This window comes from Allobosea sp. GW823-FHT02B03 (assembly GCF_058797755.1).
Genome location: NZ_JBXAJY010000004.1, coordinates 631,995 through 648,875 on the forward strand (window position 1 = coordinate 631,995; position 16,881 = coordinate 648,875).

At 69.0% G+C, this 16,881-nt stretch carries 14 protein-coding genes and 1 other RNA gene; 3 read left to right on the forward strand and 12 right to left on the reverse strand.

The window, feature by feature from the left end; genetic code table 11:
• Positions 1 to 286: 286 nt before the first annotated feature.
• The gene (locus AC1REK_RS16540) at positions 287 to 4,180 is read left to right on the forward strand and encodes an autotransporter outer membrane beta-barrel domain-containing protein (protein WP_492269197.1); all 3,894 of its coding nucleotides are present in this window, start codon (positions 287 to 289) and stop codon (positions 4,178 to 4,180) included.
• A gap of 283 nt (positions 4,181 to 4,463) precedes the next feature.
• Entirely contained in the window at positions 4,464 to 4,916 is a 453-nt protein-coding gene (locus AC1REK_RS16545; protein ID WP_492269196.1) for a GNAT family N-acetyltransferase, read from the forward strand.
• 82 nt (positions 4,917 to 4,998) lie between these two features.
• Here AC1REK_RS16545 and AC1REK_RS16550 read toward each other — a convergent pair whose 3' ends face one another.
• From AC1REK_RS16550 to AC1REK_RS16605, 12 genes are all read right to left on the reverse strand, one after another.
• The gene (locus AC1REK_RS16550; RefSeq protein WP_492269195.1) at positions 4,999 to 6,015 is read right to left on the reverse strand and encodes a peptidoglycan -binding protein; all 1,017 of its coding nucleotides are present in this window, start codon (positions 6,013 to 6,015) and stop codon (positions 4,999 to 5,001) included.
• Between the two features lie 53 nt (positions 6,016 to 6,068).
• A complete protein-coding gene (locus AC1REK_RS16555; protein WP_492269194.1) occupies positions 6,069 to 7,088 on the reverse strand; it encodes a flagellar motor protein MotA in 1,020 nt (339 codons plus the stop codon).
• A gap of 87 nt (positions 7,089 to 7,175) precedes the next feature.
• On the reverse strand, positions 7,176 to 7,964 hold the full coding sequence (locus AC1REK_RS16560) for an inositol monophosphatase family protein (RefSeq protein ID WP_327522672.1): 789 nt from the start codon (positions 7,962 to 7,964) through the stop codon (positions 7,176 to 7,178).
• Between the two features lie 96 nt (positions 7,965 to 8,060).
• Positions 8,061 to 8,981 (reverse strand): tetratricopeptide repeat protein, encoded by a 921-nt coding sequence (locus AC1REK_RS16565; protein ID WP_492269193.1) that lies wholly within the window; start codon positions 8,979 to 8,981, stop codon positions 8,061 to 8,063.
• Positions 8,978 to 9,631, reverse strand: coding sequence for a thiamine phosphate synthase (locus AC1REK_RS16570; RefSeq protein ID WP_316017665.1), 654 nt, complete (start codon positions 9,629 to 9,631; stop codon positions 8,978 to 8,980). Before AC1REK_RS16570 ends, AC1REK_RS16565 begins: the two co-directional genes overlap by 4 nt.
• Complete coding sequence (locus AC1REK_RS16575; protein WP_492269192.1) at positions 9,628 to 10,782, reverse strand: benzoate/H(+) symporter BenE family transporter; 1,155 nt, start codon at positions 10,780 to 10,782, stop codon at positions 9,628 to 9,630. Before AC1REK_RS16575 ends, AC1REK_RS16570 begins: the two co-directional genes overlap by 4 nt.
• 10 nt (positions 10,783 to 10,792) lie before the next feature.
• Positions 10,793 to 11,617, reverse strand: coding sequence for a TIGR00282 family metallophosphoesterase (locus AC1REK_RS16580; protein WP_316017663.1), 825 nt, complete (start codon positions 11,615 to 11,617; stop codon positions 10,793 to 10,795).
• Positions 11,618 to 11,690: 73 nt separating this feature from the next.
• Positions 11,691 to 12,266: a 5-formyltetrahydrofolate cyclo-ligase gene (locus AC1REK_RS16585; RefSeq protein ID WP_492269191.1), complete on the reverse strand. Its 576-nt coding sequence runs from the start codon at positions 12,264 to 12,266 to the stop codon at positions 11,691 to 11,693.
• A 6-nt stretch (positions 12,267 to 12,272) separates the two neighbouring features.
• A non-coding RNA gene (gene ssrS, locus AC1REK_RS16590) (6S RNA) lies at positions 12,273 to 12,428 on the reverse strand.
• A gap of 236 nt (positions 12,429 to 12,664) precedes the next feature.
• Positions 12,665 to 13,729: a D-alanine--D-alanine ligase family protein gene (locus tag AC1REK_RS16595; RefSeq protein ID WP_492269190.1), complete on the reverse strand. Its 1,065-nt coding sequence runs from the start codon at positions 13,727 to 13,729 to the stop codon at positions 12,665 to 12,667.
• A 96-nt stretch (positions 13,730 to 13,825) separates the two neighbouring features.
• Complete coding sequence (locus AC1REK_RS16600; protein WP_492269189.1) at positions 13,826 to 14,194, reverse strand: cell division protein ZapA; 369 nt, start codon at positions 14,192 to 14,194, stop codon at positions 13,826 to 13,828.
• A 30-nt stretch (positions 14,195 to 14,224) separates the two neighbouring features.
• A complete protein-coding gene (locus AC1REK_RS16605) occupies positions 14,225 to 14,521 on the reverse strand; it encodes a DUF4164 domain-containing protein (protein WP_327522675.1) in 297 nt (98 codons plus the stop codon).
• A 326-nt stretch (positions 14,522 to 14,847) separates the two neighbouring features.
• Between AC1REK_RS16605 and tkt the strand changes: the two genes are divergently transcribed.
• Entirely contained in the window at positions 14,848 to 16,845 is a 1,998-nt protein-coding gene (gene tkt, locus AC1REK_RS16610) for a transketolase (protein ID WP_492269533.1), read from the forward strand.
• Positions 16,846 to 16,881 lie beyond the last annotated feature (36 nt).

Here is a 16,881-nt window from a genome sequence, read left to right on the forward strand (position 1 = left end):
CGCTTGCCTTGATTCTGAGTGGGCCTTTCTGGTCCGGGATATTGCTCCCTCCCTGAGAACCCAGAAGGGTATCGTTGCGACGACCGTCGGGAACGGTCACACGGGAGCAGAAGCGTCCCCGGTTCGGAAGGCTCCGGAAATGGAGCGTCCGATGGTTCGCTGGCCTCTGTACGCAGTCTCGGCTCTCTCAGTGTCATTGTACTTGAGCGGTCCAGCCCGCTCTCAGGTCTGTCCTTCCCCGATCGTCGTCAATGGCTCGCAATGCACGGTGACGCCGGGGACGGTGGTGACCGTCACGCCCGCGAACGCGATCGGCCTCAGCGCCACCGGAGCCGGCGGCCTGATCACCGGCAACGGCATCACCACGAATCTCGCCGCCGCGACGACGACCGGAGCGCGCGCCCAGAACACAGCCTCGATTCTGTTCAACGGCAGCACGCTCGCGACGACCGCGATCACGACCGCGACGGCGGCCGGACAGATCGGCCTCCAGGCGACAGGGACCGGCAGCTCCGTCAGCGCCACCGGATCGAGCGTTACGCTCGGCCCTGCGAACGGCACGACCGTCGCCAATAATCTGATCGGGGTGAGCGCCGTTTCAGGGGGCGCGGTCACTCTCGTGAACACCAATGTCACGACGCTGGGTGGAGCCGGGGGGCTGAACAATCACGCGCTCGTTTCAGATGGTGGCGGCAGCCTCGTCGACGTCACGGGCGGGACGATCGCGACGCGTTCCCGAGCCTCATTCGGCGCCCTCGCCCAGAATGGCGGCAGCATCCTTCTCGACGGCACGTCGATCTCGACGACCGGTGTCGGCACGGCGGCGATCGCCGGAGGGCATGCCCTGTTCGCGACCGGAGCGGGCAGCCAGATCACCGGCACGAACCTGACGCTCGGCACGACGGGCAACTTCTCGAGCCCGGTCCGTATCGAGAATGCCGGGGCGATCTCCCTGACCGGCACGACGATCACCGCGAGCGGCACCTCCGCCGCCGACACCGATCCCGCTGCGGGCGCGCGCGTGCTCAGCGGCGGACAACTCAGCCTCACCGGCAGCACGATCACGACGACCGGGCAGCGCGGCACCGGCATATCGGTCCAGGGCGCCGGATCCACAGCGACGGTCACGGATACCGGCGTTTCGGCGGCGGGCAATCGCGCCAATGCGCTGTTCGTTGCCGACGGCGGCCAGGCGAATGTCAGCGGCGGCACGCTGTCTTCGGCCGGACCAACCTCGGTCCTGGTCCAGGACGCCGGCTCCGCAGTCACTCTGACGAATACGGCGATACAGGGCGTCAGCGGTCCCGCCCTGATCGGCTATGGCCTTCGCGTGAATTCCGGAGCGACCGCGACCATGACGGGCGGTTCCTCGACCACGGACGGCCGCGACAGTCCCGGCATCGCGGCCTCCGGTGGCGGCAGCGTCACGGCGACCAATGTCAGGGTGACGACCTCTGGCAGCGACAACGCCATGGGTGTGATCGCCGACCTCGACGGCACGATCAACCTCGCCGACGCCGTGGTCACCACCACCGGCGGCGAGGTCCGGTCGGGAGCCCGTCCGCACGCTCTCGCCGCACGCAACCCCAACGGCATCCTCACCGCGACCGGGACGACGGTGACGACCTCCGGCCTGCTTGCGATGGGTTTGGTTGCCGACGATGGCGGCGTTCTGACCTTCTCCCAGGGCCGGGTCACGACCTCCGGCACCAGCGGCATCGGCCTTTTCTCCGTGACCGAACAGACGGGCGCGCAGTTCGCTGCGAATCTGACGGCCAGCGATCTTTCGATCACGACCAGCGGCAGTCTCGCGCACGCCGTCGCGGCTCAGTCGCGCAATGATATCTCCGCGCCGCTGGCGCTCGCGACGGTCAACAGGGCCGTCATCCTCACCACCGGAGCCAATGCGGTGGGGCTGCGCGCCGTGCTCGGCGACTACGGCACCCGGCCGGTTACCGGACGCGGCGAGGCGCAGGTGGTCGCCAACGATTCTCAGGTCCGGACGCAAGGGGATGGCGGGCATGGTGCGCTGTCGCGCGACAATCCGACCTCGGTGACGATGAACCGGACGGATGTCGTCGCGTCCGGCCTGGCGGCGCATGGCTCGGTCGCCGAAGCGGGCGGTCTGATCGTCGGCAATGCTGCGAGCGTGACCGCGACCGGTGCGTCGTCGGCGGCGCTCTTCGTCATCGGGGCGCCCGATGCGGTGTCGAACGCCCGTTTCACCGATAGCAGGCTCGCCAATCTCAGCGGTCCGACGATCGGCGTCGCGGGCAACGGCAACGTCTCGCTGACGAACTCGACTGCGGGCGGGAGCGGGGAATGGCTGCGCGTGGGACAGAGCGTCGATTTCCCGCCGCTGATCCAGTCGCCGCCGCTGACCGGCGTGCCCGACCTGCCTGACATCGATCTTCCGCCGCCGACGGCGCTTCCGCCCATCGGGGCTCCGCCCGGCCTACCGGTGGTGCCGGGCCTCGCCAATGTGACGCTGACCAACTCGACCGTCACCGGCTCGGCCTTCACAGCGCCGGGCAGCGTCTCGAATGTGACGCTGGTCGACAGCACCTGGATCATGACCGGCAATTCGAACCTCACGAACCTGGTCAACGATCCCAGCCTGATCCAGTACACCCCGCCGACGGGCGACCCGACGCTGCTCGCCAGCTACAAGACGCTGACGGTGGTGACCTATCTCGGCATCGATGGCCGCATCGGCCTGAACACCTTTCTCGGCGCCGACGCATCGCCGTCCGACCGCCTGATCATCGACGGTGGGCAGGCGTCCGGACGTTCGCCGCTTTTGATCGCCAACACGACGGGGCCTGGCGACCTCACCACCGGCAACGGCATCCTGGTGGTGGACGCGATCAGCGGGGCCACCACGGTGCCAGGTACCTTCACGCTGGGCCGGCCAGTGGTCGCCGGCCCCTATGAGTACTTCCTCTTCCGCGGCAGCGTCGACACGTCGGGGCCGCAGAACTGGTATCTGCGCTCACATATTGCTCCGACACCCGACCCGCCGGTGCCGCCGACCCCGCCAGACCCAGGGCCGACGCCGACACCGCCGACGCCCAGACCGACGCCGGTGGTGATCCCGAGCTACCGCCAGGAGGCCTCGCTCTATGCGGCCCTGCCGGCGATGCAGCTGATCTATGGCCGGACCCTGCTCGACAGCCTGCATGAGCGGGTCGGCGAGCTCCGGCCGCTGGAGGCTGCGCCGGTGACCGAGGAACGCACGATCTGGTGCAAGAATCCCGAGAAGAACTTTCGCTGCACCACGATCGTGCAGCTGCCGGCGAGCGCGATCGCGCCCGGCCGGTCCTATGTCTCCTCGGGCTGGGCCCGGATCATCGGCTGGCACGGCGAGCATCAGAGCGGGCCTTACGGCATCCTGCGCAACGGCCCGAGCTTCGACTACGACCTCTACGCCTTCCAGGCCGGGCTCGATCTCTACCGCAGCTACAATGCCGACGGCTCGCGCGACCATGCCGGCATCTATGGCGCGGTCGGACGGATCGAGGGCGACGTCAGGCATTTCAACGGCATCAGGGCCGGGCGCAACACGATCGACGCCACCTCGCTCGGCGCCTACTGGACGCATTTCGGCGCTTCCGGCTGGTATCTCGACGGCGTCGTCCAGGGCACCTGGTATGATGCCAAGGCCGATTCAAGACGCGGCTTCGAGCTCAACCGCGACGCCTTCGGCTTCGCGGCCTCGCTGGAGGGCGGCTATCCGATCGCGCTCGGCCAGGGCTGGATCGTCGAGCCGCAGGCGCAGATCGTCTACCAGACGATCTCGAGCGGCAGCGCGTCAGACGCCGTCGCCCAGGTCCGCTTCTCCGACGCCGACTCGTTCGCCGGCCGGATCGGTGCCCGGCTCGCCAGGAGCTGGACGCTGGAGGACGCGGCGAGCGGCGGGCGGCCGCGGATGCTGACCGCCTGGCTGAAGGCGAGCCTGTGGAACGAGTTCCTCGGCAATCCCAAGACCTCCTTCTCCTCGGCGACGGGCTTCATCCCCTTCCGTTCCGATCTCGGCGGCAGCTGGGCCGAGCTCAAGGCGGGCGTCGATGCCCAGATCGCCCGCAACGTCGCCCTTTACGCCTCTGCCGGATACTCAGTCGGCATCAACGGACGCGCCCACGCCTATGACGGTAGGCTCGGCGTCAAGGTGAGTTGGTGAAGGAGCTTCGATGCCTGGAACGGGACGACCACGGTGTTCGGCGCCGGGGTCTCCCGAGGACGACAGCAGACATCGGCTTGGTCGCAGGCCAAGCCGTGCGGGCATGTGCCCTTGGCTGCGGTCGCTCTCCAGACGGGACTTGAGAGGTGCCGGCTGACGCGCTACAGCGTGGGCCTCGGCAGAAGGATGTCAATGCGCAGAGGCCTCATCTGAACCGCATCCAGCGGTCTCAACAGCACCCGAGCGGTGCTTCTCTGTTTGCATTCCCATCTGCGGAAACATCATGAAAAACGTGGAAACGACGATCCGCGCCTATGAGGCGTCGACGGATCTCGAAACGCTGTCGGCCATCTGGTTCGAGGCTTCGCTCCTGGCCCATCCCTTCATCGGGGAGGAACGCCTGCGCGAGCAGCGCGTCCTGATCGAAACGAAATATCTCCCCGAGGCCGAGACCTGGGTGGCCTGTCGCGGCGGAGAGCCGGTGGGCTTCGTCAGCCTGCTCGACCACTTCATCGGCGGGCTCTTCGTCGCCTCAGGCCAGCAGGGCAACGGCATCGGCCGGACCCTGGTCGCCCATGCGCTGAAGCTGAAGGGCGAGCTCGTGCTCGAGGTCTACACCGGCAACAGGCAGGCCTACGCCTTCTACGAAGCGCTCGGCTTCGAGGAGCAGTCGCGACGGGCGCAGGACGATGAGGGCCTGCCGTTCGAGAACGCGCAGATGCGCCTGAGGGCCTGATGGTCCGGCAGGGCCGCGCACGCGTGGCCCAGCCTACCCCCGGCGAATGCGGCTTCGGCCGCATTCGCTTCCGGCGCAAGGCTCAGCGCTCGGTGATCTTGAACTCGATGCGGCGGTTGCGGCGCCAGGCTTCGTCATTGTTGGCGACGTCGAGCGGCTGGAACTCGCCGAAGCCGGTGGCGGCGATGCGGTCGGCCGGGATGCCCTTGGTGATCAGGTATTCGACCACGGCGACGGCACGCGCGGTCGAGAGATTCCAGTTCGAGGGGAACTGGGCCGAGCGGATCGGCCGGTTGTCGGTATGGCCGTCGACGCGCAGGATCCAGGGCAGGTCCGGCGGCATCTCGCGGCCGAGGTCGGCAATGATCGTGCCGAGCTTGTCGAGTTCGGCCCGGCCTTCCGGCTTCAGCACAGCCTGGCCGGCATCGAAGAAGATCTCGGACTGGAAGACGAAGCGGTCGCCGACGACGCGAATGTCGGGCCGCGTGCCGAGCACCTGGCGCAGCCGGCCAAAGAAGTCCGAGCGGTAGCGCGCCAGCTCCTGGACGCGCTGGGCCAGCGCGACATTGAGGCGCGAGCCGAGCTCGGCGATGCGCGTCTGCGCTTCCTTGTCTTTGGCCTCGGCGGCGCCGATCGCCTCCTCGAGCGCGGCGAGCTGGCGGCGCATGGCGAGAATCTGCTGGTTGACCAGCTCGACGGTGGCCTGGGCCCGCGCCGAAAGCTGCTTCTCGGCCTCCAGCGCCTTCTGGCTCTCGGCAAGCTGGGCCGGCGCGTTGCCATTGACGCTGTCGAGCATGCCCTGGATGCGGCTGCGCTCGGCCTGCTCGGTGGTGAGCGTCGATTGCAGCAGGGCGAGCGAATCCTTGGCGTCCTTGCCGGCGGCGCGTTCCAGCGCCAGGAGATCGGTGAGCTCGGAGAGCTGGCGGTTCAGCCGATCGAGCACCGTGTCCTTGCCCGATATCTCCTGCGACAGGAAGAATTGCCCGAGCACGAAGACCGACAGCAGGAAGACGATGCCGATCAGCATCGTCGAGAGCGCGTCGACGAAGCCCGGCCAGAAATTGACGTCCTCGCGGCGATGGGAGCGGGACAGGGCCATGCGCGGCGCTCCTTTCGTTCAGATCGCGTCGATGACGAAGCTCTGTGGCGCGCTCATGGCTCCGCCACCGTATCGGCTGCGAGGCGCTCGATCAGGCGCTTCAGGTCCTTCTCGCGCGCGGCCTGGGCTTCGACCCAGTCGCGAATCAGCTGCTGCTCGGAGCGCATGTGCTGGACGAGGCCCTGAATGCCCTCGGCGAGATTGGCCATGGCCTGCGCGGCGGCGCGGCTGTTGGCGCCTTCCTGGATCGCGGCATGGAGCTTGTCGAAGCGCTCGCCGAGTCCGTCGAAGCTGGCGGCCTGGCTCGCCGCGGTGCTGGCGCCGAGATAGCCCTCGATCTCGTTGCGGAAACGGCGCTGCGCCTGCGCGACCTGGAGTTCAAGGAAGCCGAGGACCAGCGAGCCGGCGATGCCGAAGAGCGAGGACGAGAAGGACAGGCCCATGCCGGCGAGCGGCGCGGCGAGGCCCGCCTTGAGCTCGTCGAAGAGGACGCCGGCCTCGGCACCGGTACGCAGGGTCTTGATGACGTTGCCGACCGAGGAGACCGTGTCGAGCAGGCCCCAGAAGGTGCCGAGCAGGCCGAGGAAGACGAGCAGGCCGGCGAGATAGCGCAGGACCTCGCGGCCATCGTCGAGCCTGACCGCGATCGATTCGAGCAGGCTCGCGGCCTGGTCGGAGGCGAGGCTGCGACGCTGCAATGCGGGTAGGACCGCCGCGAGCGGGCTGATCACCTGCGAGCGGCGGATGGCCGCGTCGGCCGGACTGGCGGCCAGCCGCGTCGCGGCGCGAGCCTCGCTGTCGACGCGCCAGAGCTCGCGTAGCGCGATCAGGACGCCGACCGCGAGCGCGCCGACGATCAGGCCGTTCAGGCCCGGATTGGTCATGAAGGCGGAGCGCAGGCCAGCCTGGAGGATGAAGATCAGGAAGCCGATCAGCGCTAGGAAGACCAAGGCGCGGATGAAATAGCGCAGGGGCCGCGAGAAGCGGAGCGTTTCGGAATGCAGCGCGGACATCGGGGCCGCAGCCGCATTCTCCCGCGCCACGGCCTCATGGGCCGCTTCGTCACTGGCCATGCGTGGTCTTCCGTTCCGGTTTCTCCGCCCTTGGCAATGTCGCCTCCCGCCACGCCGGGATCAAGCGCGAATGCGGCTTACCCCGCCTCAGGCCACGGTTTTCAGTGCGGCGCGCAGGGCCGGCTCGCCGGCCTCGTTGCCGCAGATGACGTCCTTGGCCGAGGTCGGCTGCTTGCCGTCGAGCGTACCGAAGGTGCCGCCTGCCTCGCGGACCATCACCGCGGCGGCCCCGAAATCCCAGGTGTTGAGGCCGCGCTCCCAATAGGCGTCCATGCGTCCGGCGGCGACATAGGCGATGTCGAGCGCGGCCGAGCCCATGCGGCGGACATTGGCGAAGCGGCTCATCACCGCGCCGAGCTCTCTCAGGAAGAGCGGATGGCCACCCTTGCCGATATGCGGCACGCCCATGCCGATCAGCATGTCCGCCGGCTCGCGGCGGCCGGAGACGCGCATGCGGCGGTTGTTGACATAGGCGCCCTTGCCCTTCTCGGCGATGAAGAGCTCGTCCTTGGCGGCGTCGTAGACGACGCCCGCGATGAACTGGTTGTCGCGCTCCAGGGCGACGGAGATGTTCCAGTGCGGGATGCCGCGCAGGAAGTTGTGGGTGCCGTCGAGCGGGTCGATATGCCAGCGATTGCTCTCGTCGGTGCCGACGACGACGCCGCTCTCCTCCATGACGAAGCCGTAGCCCGGCCGCGCCTTCTCCAAGGCCGCGCGCAGGATCTCCTCGGCCTTGTGGTCGGCCTTGGAGACGAAGTCGCCCGGGCCCTTGGCCAGGACCTGCAGGTTCTCGACCTCGCCGAAATCGCGCTTCAGCGAGCGCGACGCCTTCATCACGGCATCGGTCATCACGGTCATCAGCGGGGAACGGATCATCTTCAAAACCTCAGGGCGCGCGGGGCGCGGCAGAACGGGAGTGGGCTATCAAACAGCGGGGCAGGCGGCGCCGGCGGTGCAGCGCGAATTTCGCCGTCACTTGCTCGGTTGGCTGGGCGTCGTCAAGGCCGTGGCCTCGATCCGGTCGGCGGCGAGGCGGGCGGCGCGGGCGAGCTGCTCCGGCGAAAGCCGTTCGAGAAGCTCGTCCAGGGTCGCATCCGAAAGGCCCTGGGCGCGTGCCGCAAGATGCCAGGCCGCGGCCTCGGAGAGGTCCGGCGGCACCGTACGACCGAACTGGTAGAGCTTGGCCAGCCGGTTCTGGGCGATGGCGTTGCCTCTGTTGGCGGCGCGGATGAACAGTCGTGAAGCGGCGCGCTCGTCCCTGGCGACGCCGTCGCCGTTGAACAGCATGATCGCGTATTCGACCTGACCGGCAAGATTGCCGCTGGCGGCGGCCTTGCCCATCCATTGCGCTGCCTTCTGCGCGTCGGCGGGGCCGCCGCGGCCGAGCTTGCTGAGCACCGCGAGGGCATGCATCGCGTCGCCGAGGCCGGCATCGGCGGCGAGTTCGAGGCTGGCGATGGCGCGCTTGTCGTCCTCGGGCTTGCCGGTAGCGAGCAAGGCGAGGGCGAGATTGTAGTTCGCGGCGGGGTGGCCGGCGGCGGCGGCCTTCTCGAGCAGGACGCCGGCCTTGGCCGGATCGCGCGCCACGCCCTGACCCTCCAGGGTCGCCATGGCGAGCCCGAAGACGGCATTGACGTCGCCTTTCTCGGCGGCGAGCCGGTACCAGTCGGCGGCAGCGGCCGCGTCGTCGCGGACGCCGAGGCCCTGGCGGTAGATCTCGCCGAGCAGGGTCATCGCCGCGGCGTCGTTCGGGTTGGCCTCCAGCCGCTTCATTGCTTCCGTCTGGGCGCGGCGATAGTGGCCGGCCTGATAGGCGCCATAGGCGAGGTCGGGCTCCGCCGCGCCGGCCGGCAGGGCGAGAGCCAGTCCCAGCAAAGCGAGGCGCAGCCTCATCGGGTTCCCTTGCGTGCGGCAAACTCGGTGATGGCCGCATCGGCTGCGCCGACCGCGGCGCGGATGTCGACGTCATCGCCGAAGAGCCATTCGCCGAGCGCGAGGAATTCCGCGCCGGTTTCGACCAACGCCGGCACGGAGGCGGCATCGGGCGCATAGGCGATGCAGGGCGTCTCGAAGATCTCGGCCCACCAGGAGGCGCGCTCGACCACCGCCGGCAGCGGCGGGAGCGAGCCGTCCGGGCGTGGCTCGCCGAACATCACATAGTCGACCCCGGCCTCGCCGGCATCCATGGCGTCATGGCGCGAGCGCAGGCCGCCGACGCCGATGATCCGCTCCTGGCGCAGGCTGGAGCGCGCTTCGGCGATCGCCTCGATGCCCTCGGTGATATGGACGCCATCGGCGCCGCCGCGGCTGGCGACCTGGGCCGAGGCCTCGACGACGAGCGCGACGTTCTGGGCCTGCACCGACGGAGCGAGCGCCTTGACGCGTTCGGTCAGGCTGCGCTCGTCGCCGGGCGCGAGCCGCAGCAGCACGGCTGCGACATCGCCGCCGGCGAAGGCCTGCATCAGGCGAAAGGAGATCGCGCCGGGGTCGAGGACCGGGGGCGTGACCAGCATCAGGCGGGTGCGGGGCGGTTGTGTGCTCATGATCGGCTGCGCAAACGGCCCGCGACGTGGTCCAATGTCAAGACCGCGAGGCCGGCAACGAGGCTCCAGAAGGCCGACCCGACGCCGAAAAGCGACAGGCTCGAGGCGGCGACGGCGAAGGTGACGACCGCGGCGAAGCGCTCCTTGTCGCTGCCCATCGCCTGGCCGAGCGCGCCGGTGAGCGAGCCGACGAGGCCGAGCCCGGCGACGGCGACGATCAGCGCCTTCGGCATGGCGAGGATCAGTGCCAGCAGGAGGCCGGCGGTCGCGGCGATGGCGAGCCAGAACAGGGCGTACCAGATTCCGGCCTTCCAGCGCTCCTTCGGGTCGGGATGGGTGTCGGCGCCGGTGCAGATCGAGGCGCTGATCGCCGCCATGTTGACCATATGCGCGCCGGTCGGCGCGGTCAGGAACGACATCAGCCCGGTGACGAACAGGCAGGAGGCGGTCGGCGGGTGATAGCCGGAGGCGCGCAGCACCGCGAAGCCCGGCAGGTTCTGCGCGGCCATGGTGACGAGATAGAGCGGTATGCCGATGCCGAGGATCGCCGTTAGGTCGAGATGCGGGACGATTAGCTCGATATGGGTGAGCGCGACGGGCCCCGCGGGCAAGGTCGCGGTGCCCGTGGCGAAGGCGAGAGTGAGGCCTGCAGCCAGCGCCGCGATGACGCCGAGGAACGGGTTCCACAGCCGCGCCAGCAGGAAGACGACGAGCAGGGGCAGCACCAGCGCCGGCTGCAGGCGCATCTCGTCGAAGACGGCGACGACGAAGCGGAAGATCACGCCGGCCAGCATCGCCGCGGCGATGCTCATCGGGATGCGCTCGACCAGCGCGCCGAGCGGGCGGAAGGCGGCGGTCGCCATCATCAGCGCGGCTGCGGCAAGGAAGGCGCCGACGGCCGAGGCCATGTCGACGCCGCTCGCCGCCGCGATCAGCGCCGCGCCCGGCGTCGACCAGGCGCAGATGATCGGCATGCGGTGCTGCCAGGACAGGATCAGGCTGGCGAGCCCCTTGGCGATGGCGAGGCCGGCGAGCCAGGAGACGGTTTGGCCGGGCGTCGCGCCCAGTGCCTGCGCCGCCGCCAGCACCACCGCGACCGAGGCCGCATAGCCGACGAAGACCGCGACGAGGGCCGAGAAGAGCTGCGACATCGGCGGGCCCTTACGAATCCCAGGCTGTCGGCCAGGCCTGATCGAGCTCGGGACCGAGCCGGACCGCGGAGACGGATTTGGCGAGGCCGCTGACGTCGTCGGTCTCGACGGCGATGCCGGAGAGCGTGCCCTGGCCGAGCGCGGCCTCCAGCCTGGAGCCCGGCGTCTTCTGCAGGAAGCGGCGGATGGATTCGTCCTTCTGCATGCCGAGGATCGAATCATAGTCGCCGCACATGCCGGCATCGGACTGATAGGCCGTGCCGCCCGGCAGGATGCGGGTGTCGGCGGTCGGGACATGAGTGTGGGTGCCGACGACGAGGCTGGCGCGGCCGTCGAGGAAATAGCCCATCGCCAGCTTCTCGCTGGTCGCCTCGGCGTGGAAATCGACCACGACCGCATCGGCGACGTCGCGCAGCGGGCAGGCGGACAGCTCGCGCTCGACCGCGGCGAAGGGATCGTCGAGCGGGTCCATGAACAGGCGGCCCATGACGTTGACGACGAGCACGCGGGCGCCGTTCCTGGCCTCGACCACGGCGGCGCCGCGGCCGGGCGTGCCCGGCGGATAATTGGCCGGGCGGATCAGCCGGGGCTGGCGCTCGATGAAGACCAGCGCCTCGCGCTGGTCCCAGGAATGGTTGCCGAGGGTGATGACGTCGGCCCCCGCGGCGAGGATCTCGTCGCAGATCGCCTCGGTGATGCCGAAGCCGCCGGCGGCGTTCTCGCCGTTGATGACGACGCAGTCGAGGTTCCAGCGCTGGCGCAGGCCGGGGAGGCGATCCAGCACGGCCTGGCGGCCGGCGCGCCCGACGATGTCGCCGAGGAAGAGTAGACGCATTGTCGGGGTCTCTGTGGCAGCAGCGGTCGCTTTCAGTGCCGTGATTGCGTCGGCAAATCAACCGTGCAGCGGGTCAGGCGCAGCGTATGGTTTCGCTCTCGGTGACGATCCAGTCGAGGCTGCGGTCATGCGGCTCGTCCGGGACGGCCGGGATTTCCTGTGCGGCATAGCCGATGCCGACCGTGGCGAGCGGGCGCAATTCCGCTATGGCGCGGTCGTAATAGCCCTTGCCGTAGCCGATGCGGAAACCGCGCCGGTCGAAAGCGGCGAGCGGCACGATCAGCACCGCCGGCTGGACCTCAGCTTCCGAGGGCTGAGGCACCAGCGTGCCGAAACCGCCGGGAACGATCGGCTCCCAGGGCGCCCAGCGCCGAAAATGCATGCGCCCGTCGACGATCGCCGGCAGGCAGAGCGGCAGGCCGCGTTCATGCAACACTTCGAGGATCGGGCGCGGATCGGCCTCGGAACGCATCGGCCAATAGGCCGAGACCGGGCCCTGCGAGAAGGCGGGCAGGGCCAGAACGCGCTCGGTGATCGCCTCGTCCCAGATCAGCCGGTCGTCGAGCTCGAGCGCGTCGCGCCGGGCCAGGGCCTCGGCACGCAGGGCAGCCTTGCGGGGGGAGGGGGCGGGGGAGGCGGCTTCGGTCATGGAGAGTGCGGAGCCACCTCGGCCGTGGAGATTTCGATCCCGGGACACCTACAAAGTAGGTGGGCGCCGTGTGTCCGGGTCCAGGGACCCAGTCAGGGACAGCTCCCTAGGGAGTCGTATGGGCCCGGGAATACATGACTCTCACGCACCAGGCAGCCCCGCCCGGACAAGGTAAGGCGCATGCCGGCAAAGCGCCAGAGGGTTTGGCCGTCGGCGCAGAGAAATTCGTGTGGCGAGGCGGTCGCGAGTCAGGCGCTCGTGTCGTCCCGGGCGACCGAAGGGAGACCCGGGACCCATTCCGGAACCTCTTTCGGCGAAGCTCGGGAATGGATCCCGGATCGGCGCGGCTTCGCCGCTTGTCCGGGATGACGGGAGAGGCCTTCCGAGACCGGTGCGCCTCACGCTCCCCGCGCCAGCCCGTGGCGGATCACGCGGTCGATCAGGTCGGGATAGGCGACGCCGCTGGCGGCGAGCGCCTTCGGGAACATGCTGATGTCGGTGAAGCCGGGGATGGTGTTGATCTCGTTGACCAGCGCGCTGCCGTCCGGCCGCAGGAAGAAGTCGACGCGGGCCATGCCGTCGCAGCCGAGCGCGTAGAACGCGCGCTTGGCCAGGGCCTGGAGGTTCGCGATCGTCTCCGGCGGCAGATTGGCGGGCACCTCGACGCGGGCGCCGTCCTCGTCGATGTACTTCGCCTCATAGGTGTAGAAGCCGTGGCTCGCGGCGGCGGCGATCTCGCCCGGCAGCGAGACGATGGTCTCGCCGTCGGCCTGCTCGAGGACGCTGAGCTCGATCTCGCGGCCTTCGATGAATTCCTCGACGAGGACGACGCGGTCGTAGCGGAAGGCCTCGGCCAGCGCCACGGCGAAGCCCTCAGCAGTCGTCGCCTTGCTGACGCCGACCGAGGAGCCCTGCCGCGCCGGCTTGACGAAGAGCGGCAGGCCGAGGGCTTCCGTCGCCTGATCGAAGCTCAGCATCTCGCCCAGCCGGACGGTGAGCGAGCGGGCGACGCCGAGCCCGGCCTCGCGCAGCAGCCGCTTTGCGATGTCCTTGTCGAGCGCATTGGCCGAGCCGACGATGCCGCAGCCGGCGAGCGGAACGCCGGCGACGGCCGCCAGCCCCTGGACCGAGCCGTCCTCGCCGTCGAGGCCGTGCAGCACGGGGAAAAGCACGTCGATCTTCGGCAGGGCCTGCGGCGCGGCGCCGTCCTGCAGGCGCAGCAGGCGTCCACCTCCGCCCGGCAGCAGGCAGAGCTCGGCTCCGTCCTGCGGGATGGGATCGGGCAGGACGCCGTTCTCAAGTTCGAGCTCGCGCCACTGGCCGCCCTTGGTGATCAGGATTGGCACGACATCGTAGGCCGCCTTGTCGATCGCCTTCACCACATTGGCGGCGGACATCAGCGAGACCTCGTGCTCGGCGGATTTGCCGCCGAGGAGAATTGCCACCCGGACCCTGTCGCTCATCGTCATCGCCTTCATCGACTCGTTCTGCTGCGAGCCTCAGTCGGGGATGATTGAGGAATTGCAAAGGCGGCGCTGCTGCTCGCGATGATGTCCTGATCAGCCCGCCGTGGTCGGCAGCAGGCTTCGCGCCACGCCCTCAATGCGCTCGGCTGCTGCCTCCAGCGCATCGGCCGCGCGCTGCTCGATCTCGCCGGCGCGCTGGTCGGCCGAGCCGGCGTCGCCCTGCAGCGAGGCGAGATGGTCTTCCAGCCTGGCGACCTTCCTCTGCAACTCGCTGACCTCGTCGGCGACCATCAGCGCGGCCATGACATGCAGGCGCATGTCACCGATCTCGCCGAAGGCCTGGCGCATTTCCTCGATCTTGCCGTCATAAATGCGGGCGAGATCCTCCAGATGGGGCTCCTCGCCCTCGCCGCAGGCCATTCTGTAGGCCTTGCCGGCTATGGTGACGTTCACCTGGGGCATATCTGCACCTGCGGCATACCTGCTCTTTCTTCAGCTCTCGGCGTCTTCAGGCGCTTCGGTGCGCGCGATCATCTCGTGCAGGGCCGTCATTGCCTTGTCGAGCCGCCGGTCGACCTCCTCGGCGGCGCCCTGGACATGGCCGAGCTTGGCCATCGTGCCGTCGAGCTCGACGGCGAGGCGGGCCCGGTCGTCCTGCATCAGCGTCAGCTCGGTTTCGAGATTGGCGCGGCCGCGCTCGGCTTCGAGCCGCCGGCGGGCGGCCGCTTCGAGCTGGCCGAGCGCGCCTTCGAGGCGCGACAAGGCGTGATCCAGTGCCGGAGACGCCACGTTTCTTCCTTTTCAGGCCGGTCAAGCCGGCTCATCCGATTCGCGAGCCTAGTGCATGTCGCCGCACCCCGAAAGATCGGCCTGCGCTACGAACCATCCCTAAGGCTCTGAACGGCTGGGCGATTCACAGGATTTGCCGGAAGAGGGCGGGTGATGTTTCCCGCGAGGAGCGGTGGATTGCGCCGAAATCGCCTCTCCGGAGCGAATTGACACCGCTCGCGGCGAGGGCCTATCGAACGCGCGCCTTTTTCTGCAACCGTTTCCCGCTCGCCGGCCTGTTTTCACGCGTGAGCGGATGCCCCATCCCCCGGAGTGAGCCAATGACGATGCAAGCGATCGACCGCGCCCAACATGAGCGGCTCGCCAACGCCATTCGCTCGCTCTCGATGGACGGTGTCGAGCAGGCCAAGTCCGGCCATCCCGGCCTGCCGATGGGCGCAGCCGACATCGCGGCGGTGCTGTTCTCGCGCATCATGAAGTACGACGCGGCCGCGCCGACCTGGCCCGACCGCGACCGCTTCGTGCTCTCGGCCGGCCATGGCTCGATGCTGATCTACGCGCTGCTCTACCTGACCGGGACGGGCGGCCTCGAGCTCGATGACCTCAAGAAGTTCCGCCAGCTCGAATCGAAGACCCCGGGCCACCCCGAGAACTTCATGACCAAGGGCGTCGAGACCACCACCGGCCCGCTCGGCCAGGGGCTCGCCACCGCCGTCGGCATGGCGATGGCCGAGCGCATGCTCGCCGCCGAGTTCGGCAAGAAGCTGGTCGACCACAAGACCTATGTGCTCGCCTCCGACGGTGACCTGATGGAGGGCATCAGCCAGGAAGCGATCGCGCTCGCCGGCCATCACAAGCTGAACAAGCTGATCGTGCTCTGGGACGATAACGGCATTTCGATCGACGGGCCGCTCTCGATTTCCGATTCGGTCGACCAGGTCGCGCGCTTCAAGGCCTGCGGCTGGAAGTCCGAGCGCGTCGACGGCCATGATCCCGACGCGATCGAAGCCGCGATCCGCCGGGCCCAGAAGTCCAACAAGCCGACGATGATCGCCTGCAAGACGGTGATCGGCTTCGGCGCGCCGAAGAAGGCCGGCACCTCCAAGGCGCATGGCGAGCCGCTCGGGCCTGAGGAACTCGCCGCCGCCAAGAAGGCGCTCGGCATCACCAGCGGCCCGTTCGAGGTCGCCGCCGACGTGCTCAAGGCCTGGCGTGGTCTCGGCGCCGCCGGCGCCGCGGCCCACAAGGAATGGCAGGGCCTGCTCGCCGGCCTCTCCGAGCGCAAGCGCGGCGAGTTCGAACGCCGTCTCGGCCTGACCCCGCCGGCCAAGCTCGGTAAGGCGCTTGCCGCTCACAAGAAGGCGCTCGCCGCCAATCCGCAGGCGGTCGCGACCCGCAAGGCCTCGGAGCTGGCGCTCGATGCGATCGTGCCGGTGATGCCCGAGCTGGTTTCCGGCTCGGCCGACCTGACGCCGTCGAACAACACCAAGGCCAAGGGCCTCGAGGACTTCACCCCGAAGACCCCGAAGGGCCGTTACATCCGCTACGGCATCCGCGAGCACGCCATGGCTGCGGCGATGAACGGCATCACCCTGCATGGCGGCTTCCGCACTGCCGGCGGCACCTTCCTGGTCTTCGCCGACTATGCGCGCCCGGCGATGCGCCTCGCTGCGCTGATGGGGCTGCCTGTCGTCTACGTGATGACGCACGACTCGATCGGCCTCGGCGAGGACGGGCCGACCCACCAGCCGGTCGAGCATCTCGCCTCGCTGCGCGCCATGCCGAACATGCGCGTGCTGCGCCCGGCCGACGCGATCGAGACTGCCGAAGCCTGGCAGATCGCGCTGGAGCGTACCGACGGGCCGACCGTGCTCGCCCTTTCGCGCCAGAACCTCGCGCCGCTGCGCCAGGACGGCACGGCGACCAACCGTTCGGCGAAGGGTGGCTACGAGCTGCTCGCAGCCGAGGGCGGCAAGGCGCAGGTCTCGCTCTTCGCCTCGGGCTCCGAGCTCGAGATCGCTGTCGCGGCGCGCAAGCTCCTGGCCGAGAAGGGTGTGCGCGCCCGCGTCGTCTCGGTGCCCTCGCTCGAGCTGCTCCTGGAGCAGGACGAGGCGGTGAAGGCGGCGATCATCGGCGAGGCGCCGGTCAAGATCGCGGTCGAGGCCGCGGTCCGCTTCGGCTGGGACGCCGTGGTCGGGGCCGATGGCGGCTTCGTCGGCATGTCCTCCTTCGGCGCCAGCGGCCCCTACAAGCAGGTCTACGCGCATTTCGGCATTACGCCGGAAGCAGTGGCGGAAGCCGCGATCAAGCGCCATAACGCCTGAGTTTCTGTGGCCAGACCATGGATCTGCCATGGTTTG

Coding starts and splice junctions, on each gene's coding strand:
- AC1REK_RS16545 (WP_492269196.1), top strand. CDS start 4,464: ATGAAAAACGTGGAAACGACGATCCGCGCCTATGAGGCGTCGACGGAT.
- AC1REK_RS16550 (WP_492269195.1), bottom strand. CDS start 6,015: ATGGCCCTGTCCCGCTCCCATCGCCGCGAGGACGTCAATTTCTGGCCG.
- AC1REK_RS16555 (WP_492269194.1), bottom strand. CDS start 7,088: ATGGCCAGTGACGAAGCGGCCCATGAGGCCGTGGCGCGGGAGAATGCG.
- AC1REK_RS16560 (WP_327522672.1), bottom strand. CDS start 7,964: ATGATCCGTTCCCCGCTGATGACCGTGATGACCGATGCCGTGATGAAG.
- AC1REK_RS16565 (WP_492269193.1), bottom strand. CDS start 8,981: ATGAGGCTGCGCCTCGCTTTGCTGGGACTGGCTCTCGCCCTGCCGGCC.
- AC1REK_RS16570 (WP_316017665.1), bottom strand. CDS start 9,631: ATGAGCACACAACCGCCCCGCACCCGCCTGATGCTGGTCACGCCCCCG.
- AC1REK_RS16575 (WP_492269192.1), bottom strand. CDS start 10,782: ATGTCGCAGCTCTTCTCGGCCCTCGTCGCGGTCTTCGTCGGCTATGCG.
- AC1REK_RS16580 (WP_316017663.1), bottom strand. CDS start 11,617: ATGCGTCTACTCTTCCTCGGCGACATCGTCGGGCGCGCCGGCCGCCAG.
- AC1REK_RS16585 (WP_492269191.1), bottom strand. CDS start 12,266: ATGACCGAAGCCGCCTCCCCCGCCCCCTCCCCCCGCAAGGCTGCCCTG.
- AC1REK_RS16595 (WP_492269190.1), bottom strand. CDS start 13,729: ATGAGCGACAGGGTCCGGGTGGCAATTCTCCTCGGCGGCAAATCCGCC.
- AC1REK_RS16600 (WP_492269189.1), bottom strand. CDS start 14,194: ATGCCCCAGGTGAACGTCACCATAGCCGGCAAGGCCTACAGAATGGCC.
- tkt (WP_492269533.1), top strand. CDS start 14,848: ATGCAAGCGATCGACCGCGCCCAACATGAGCGGCTCGCCAACGCCATT.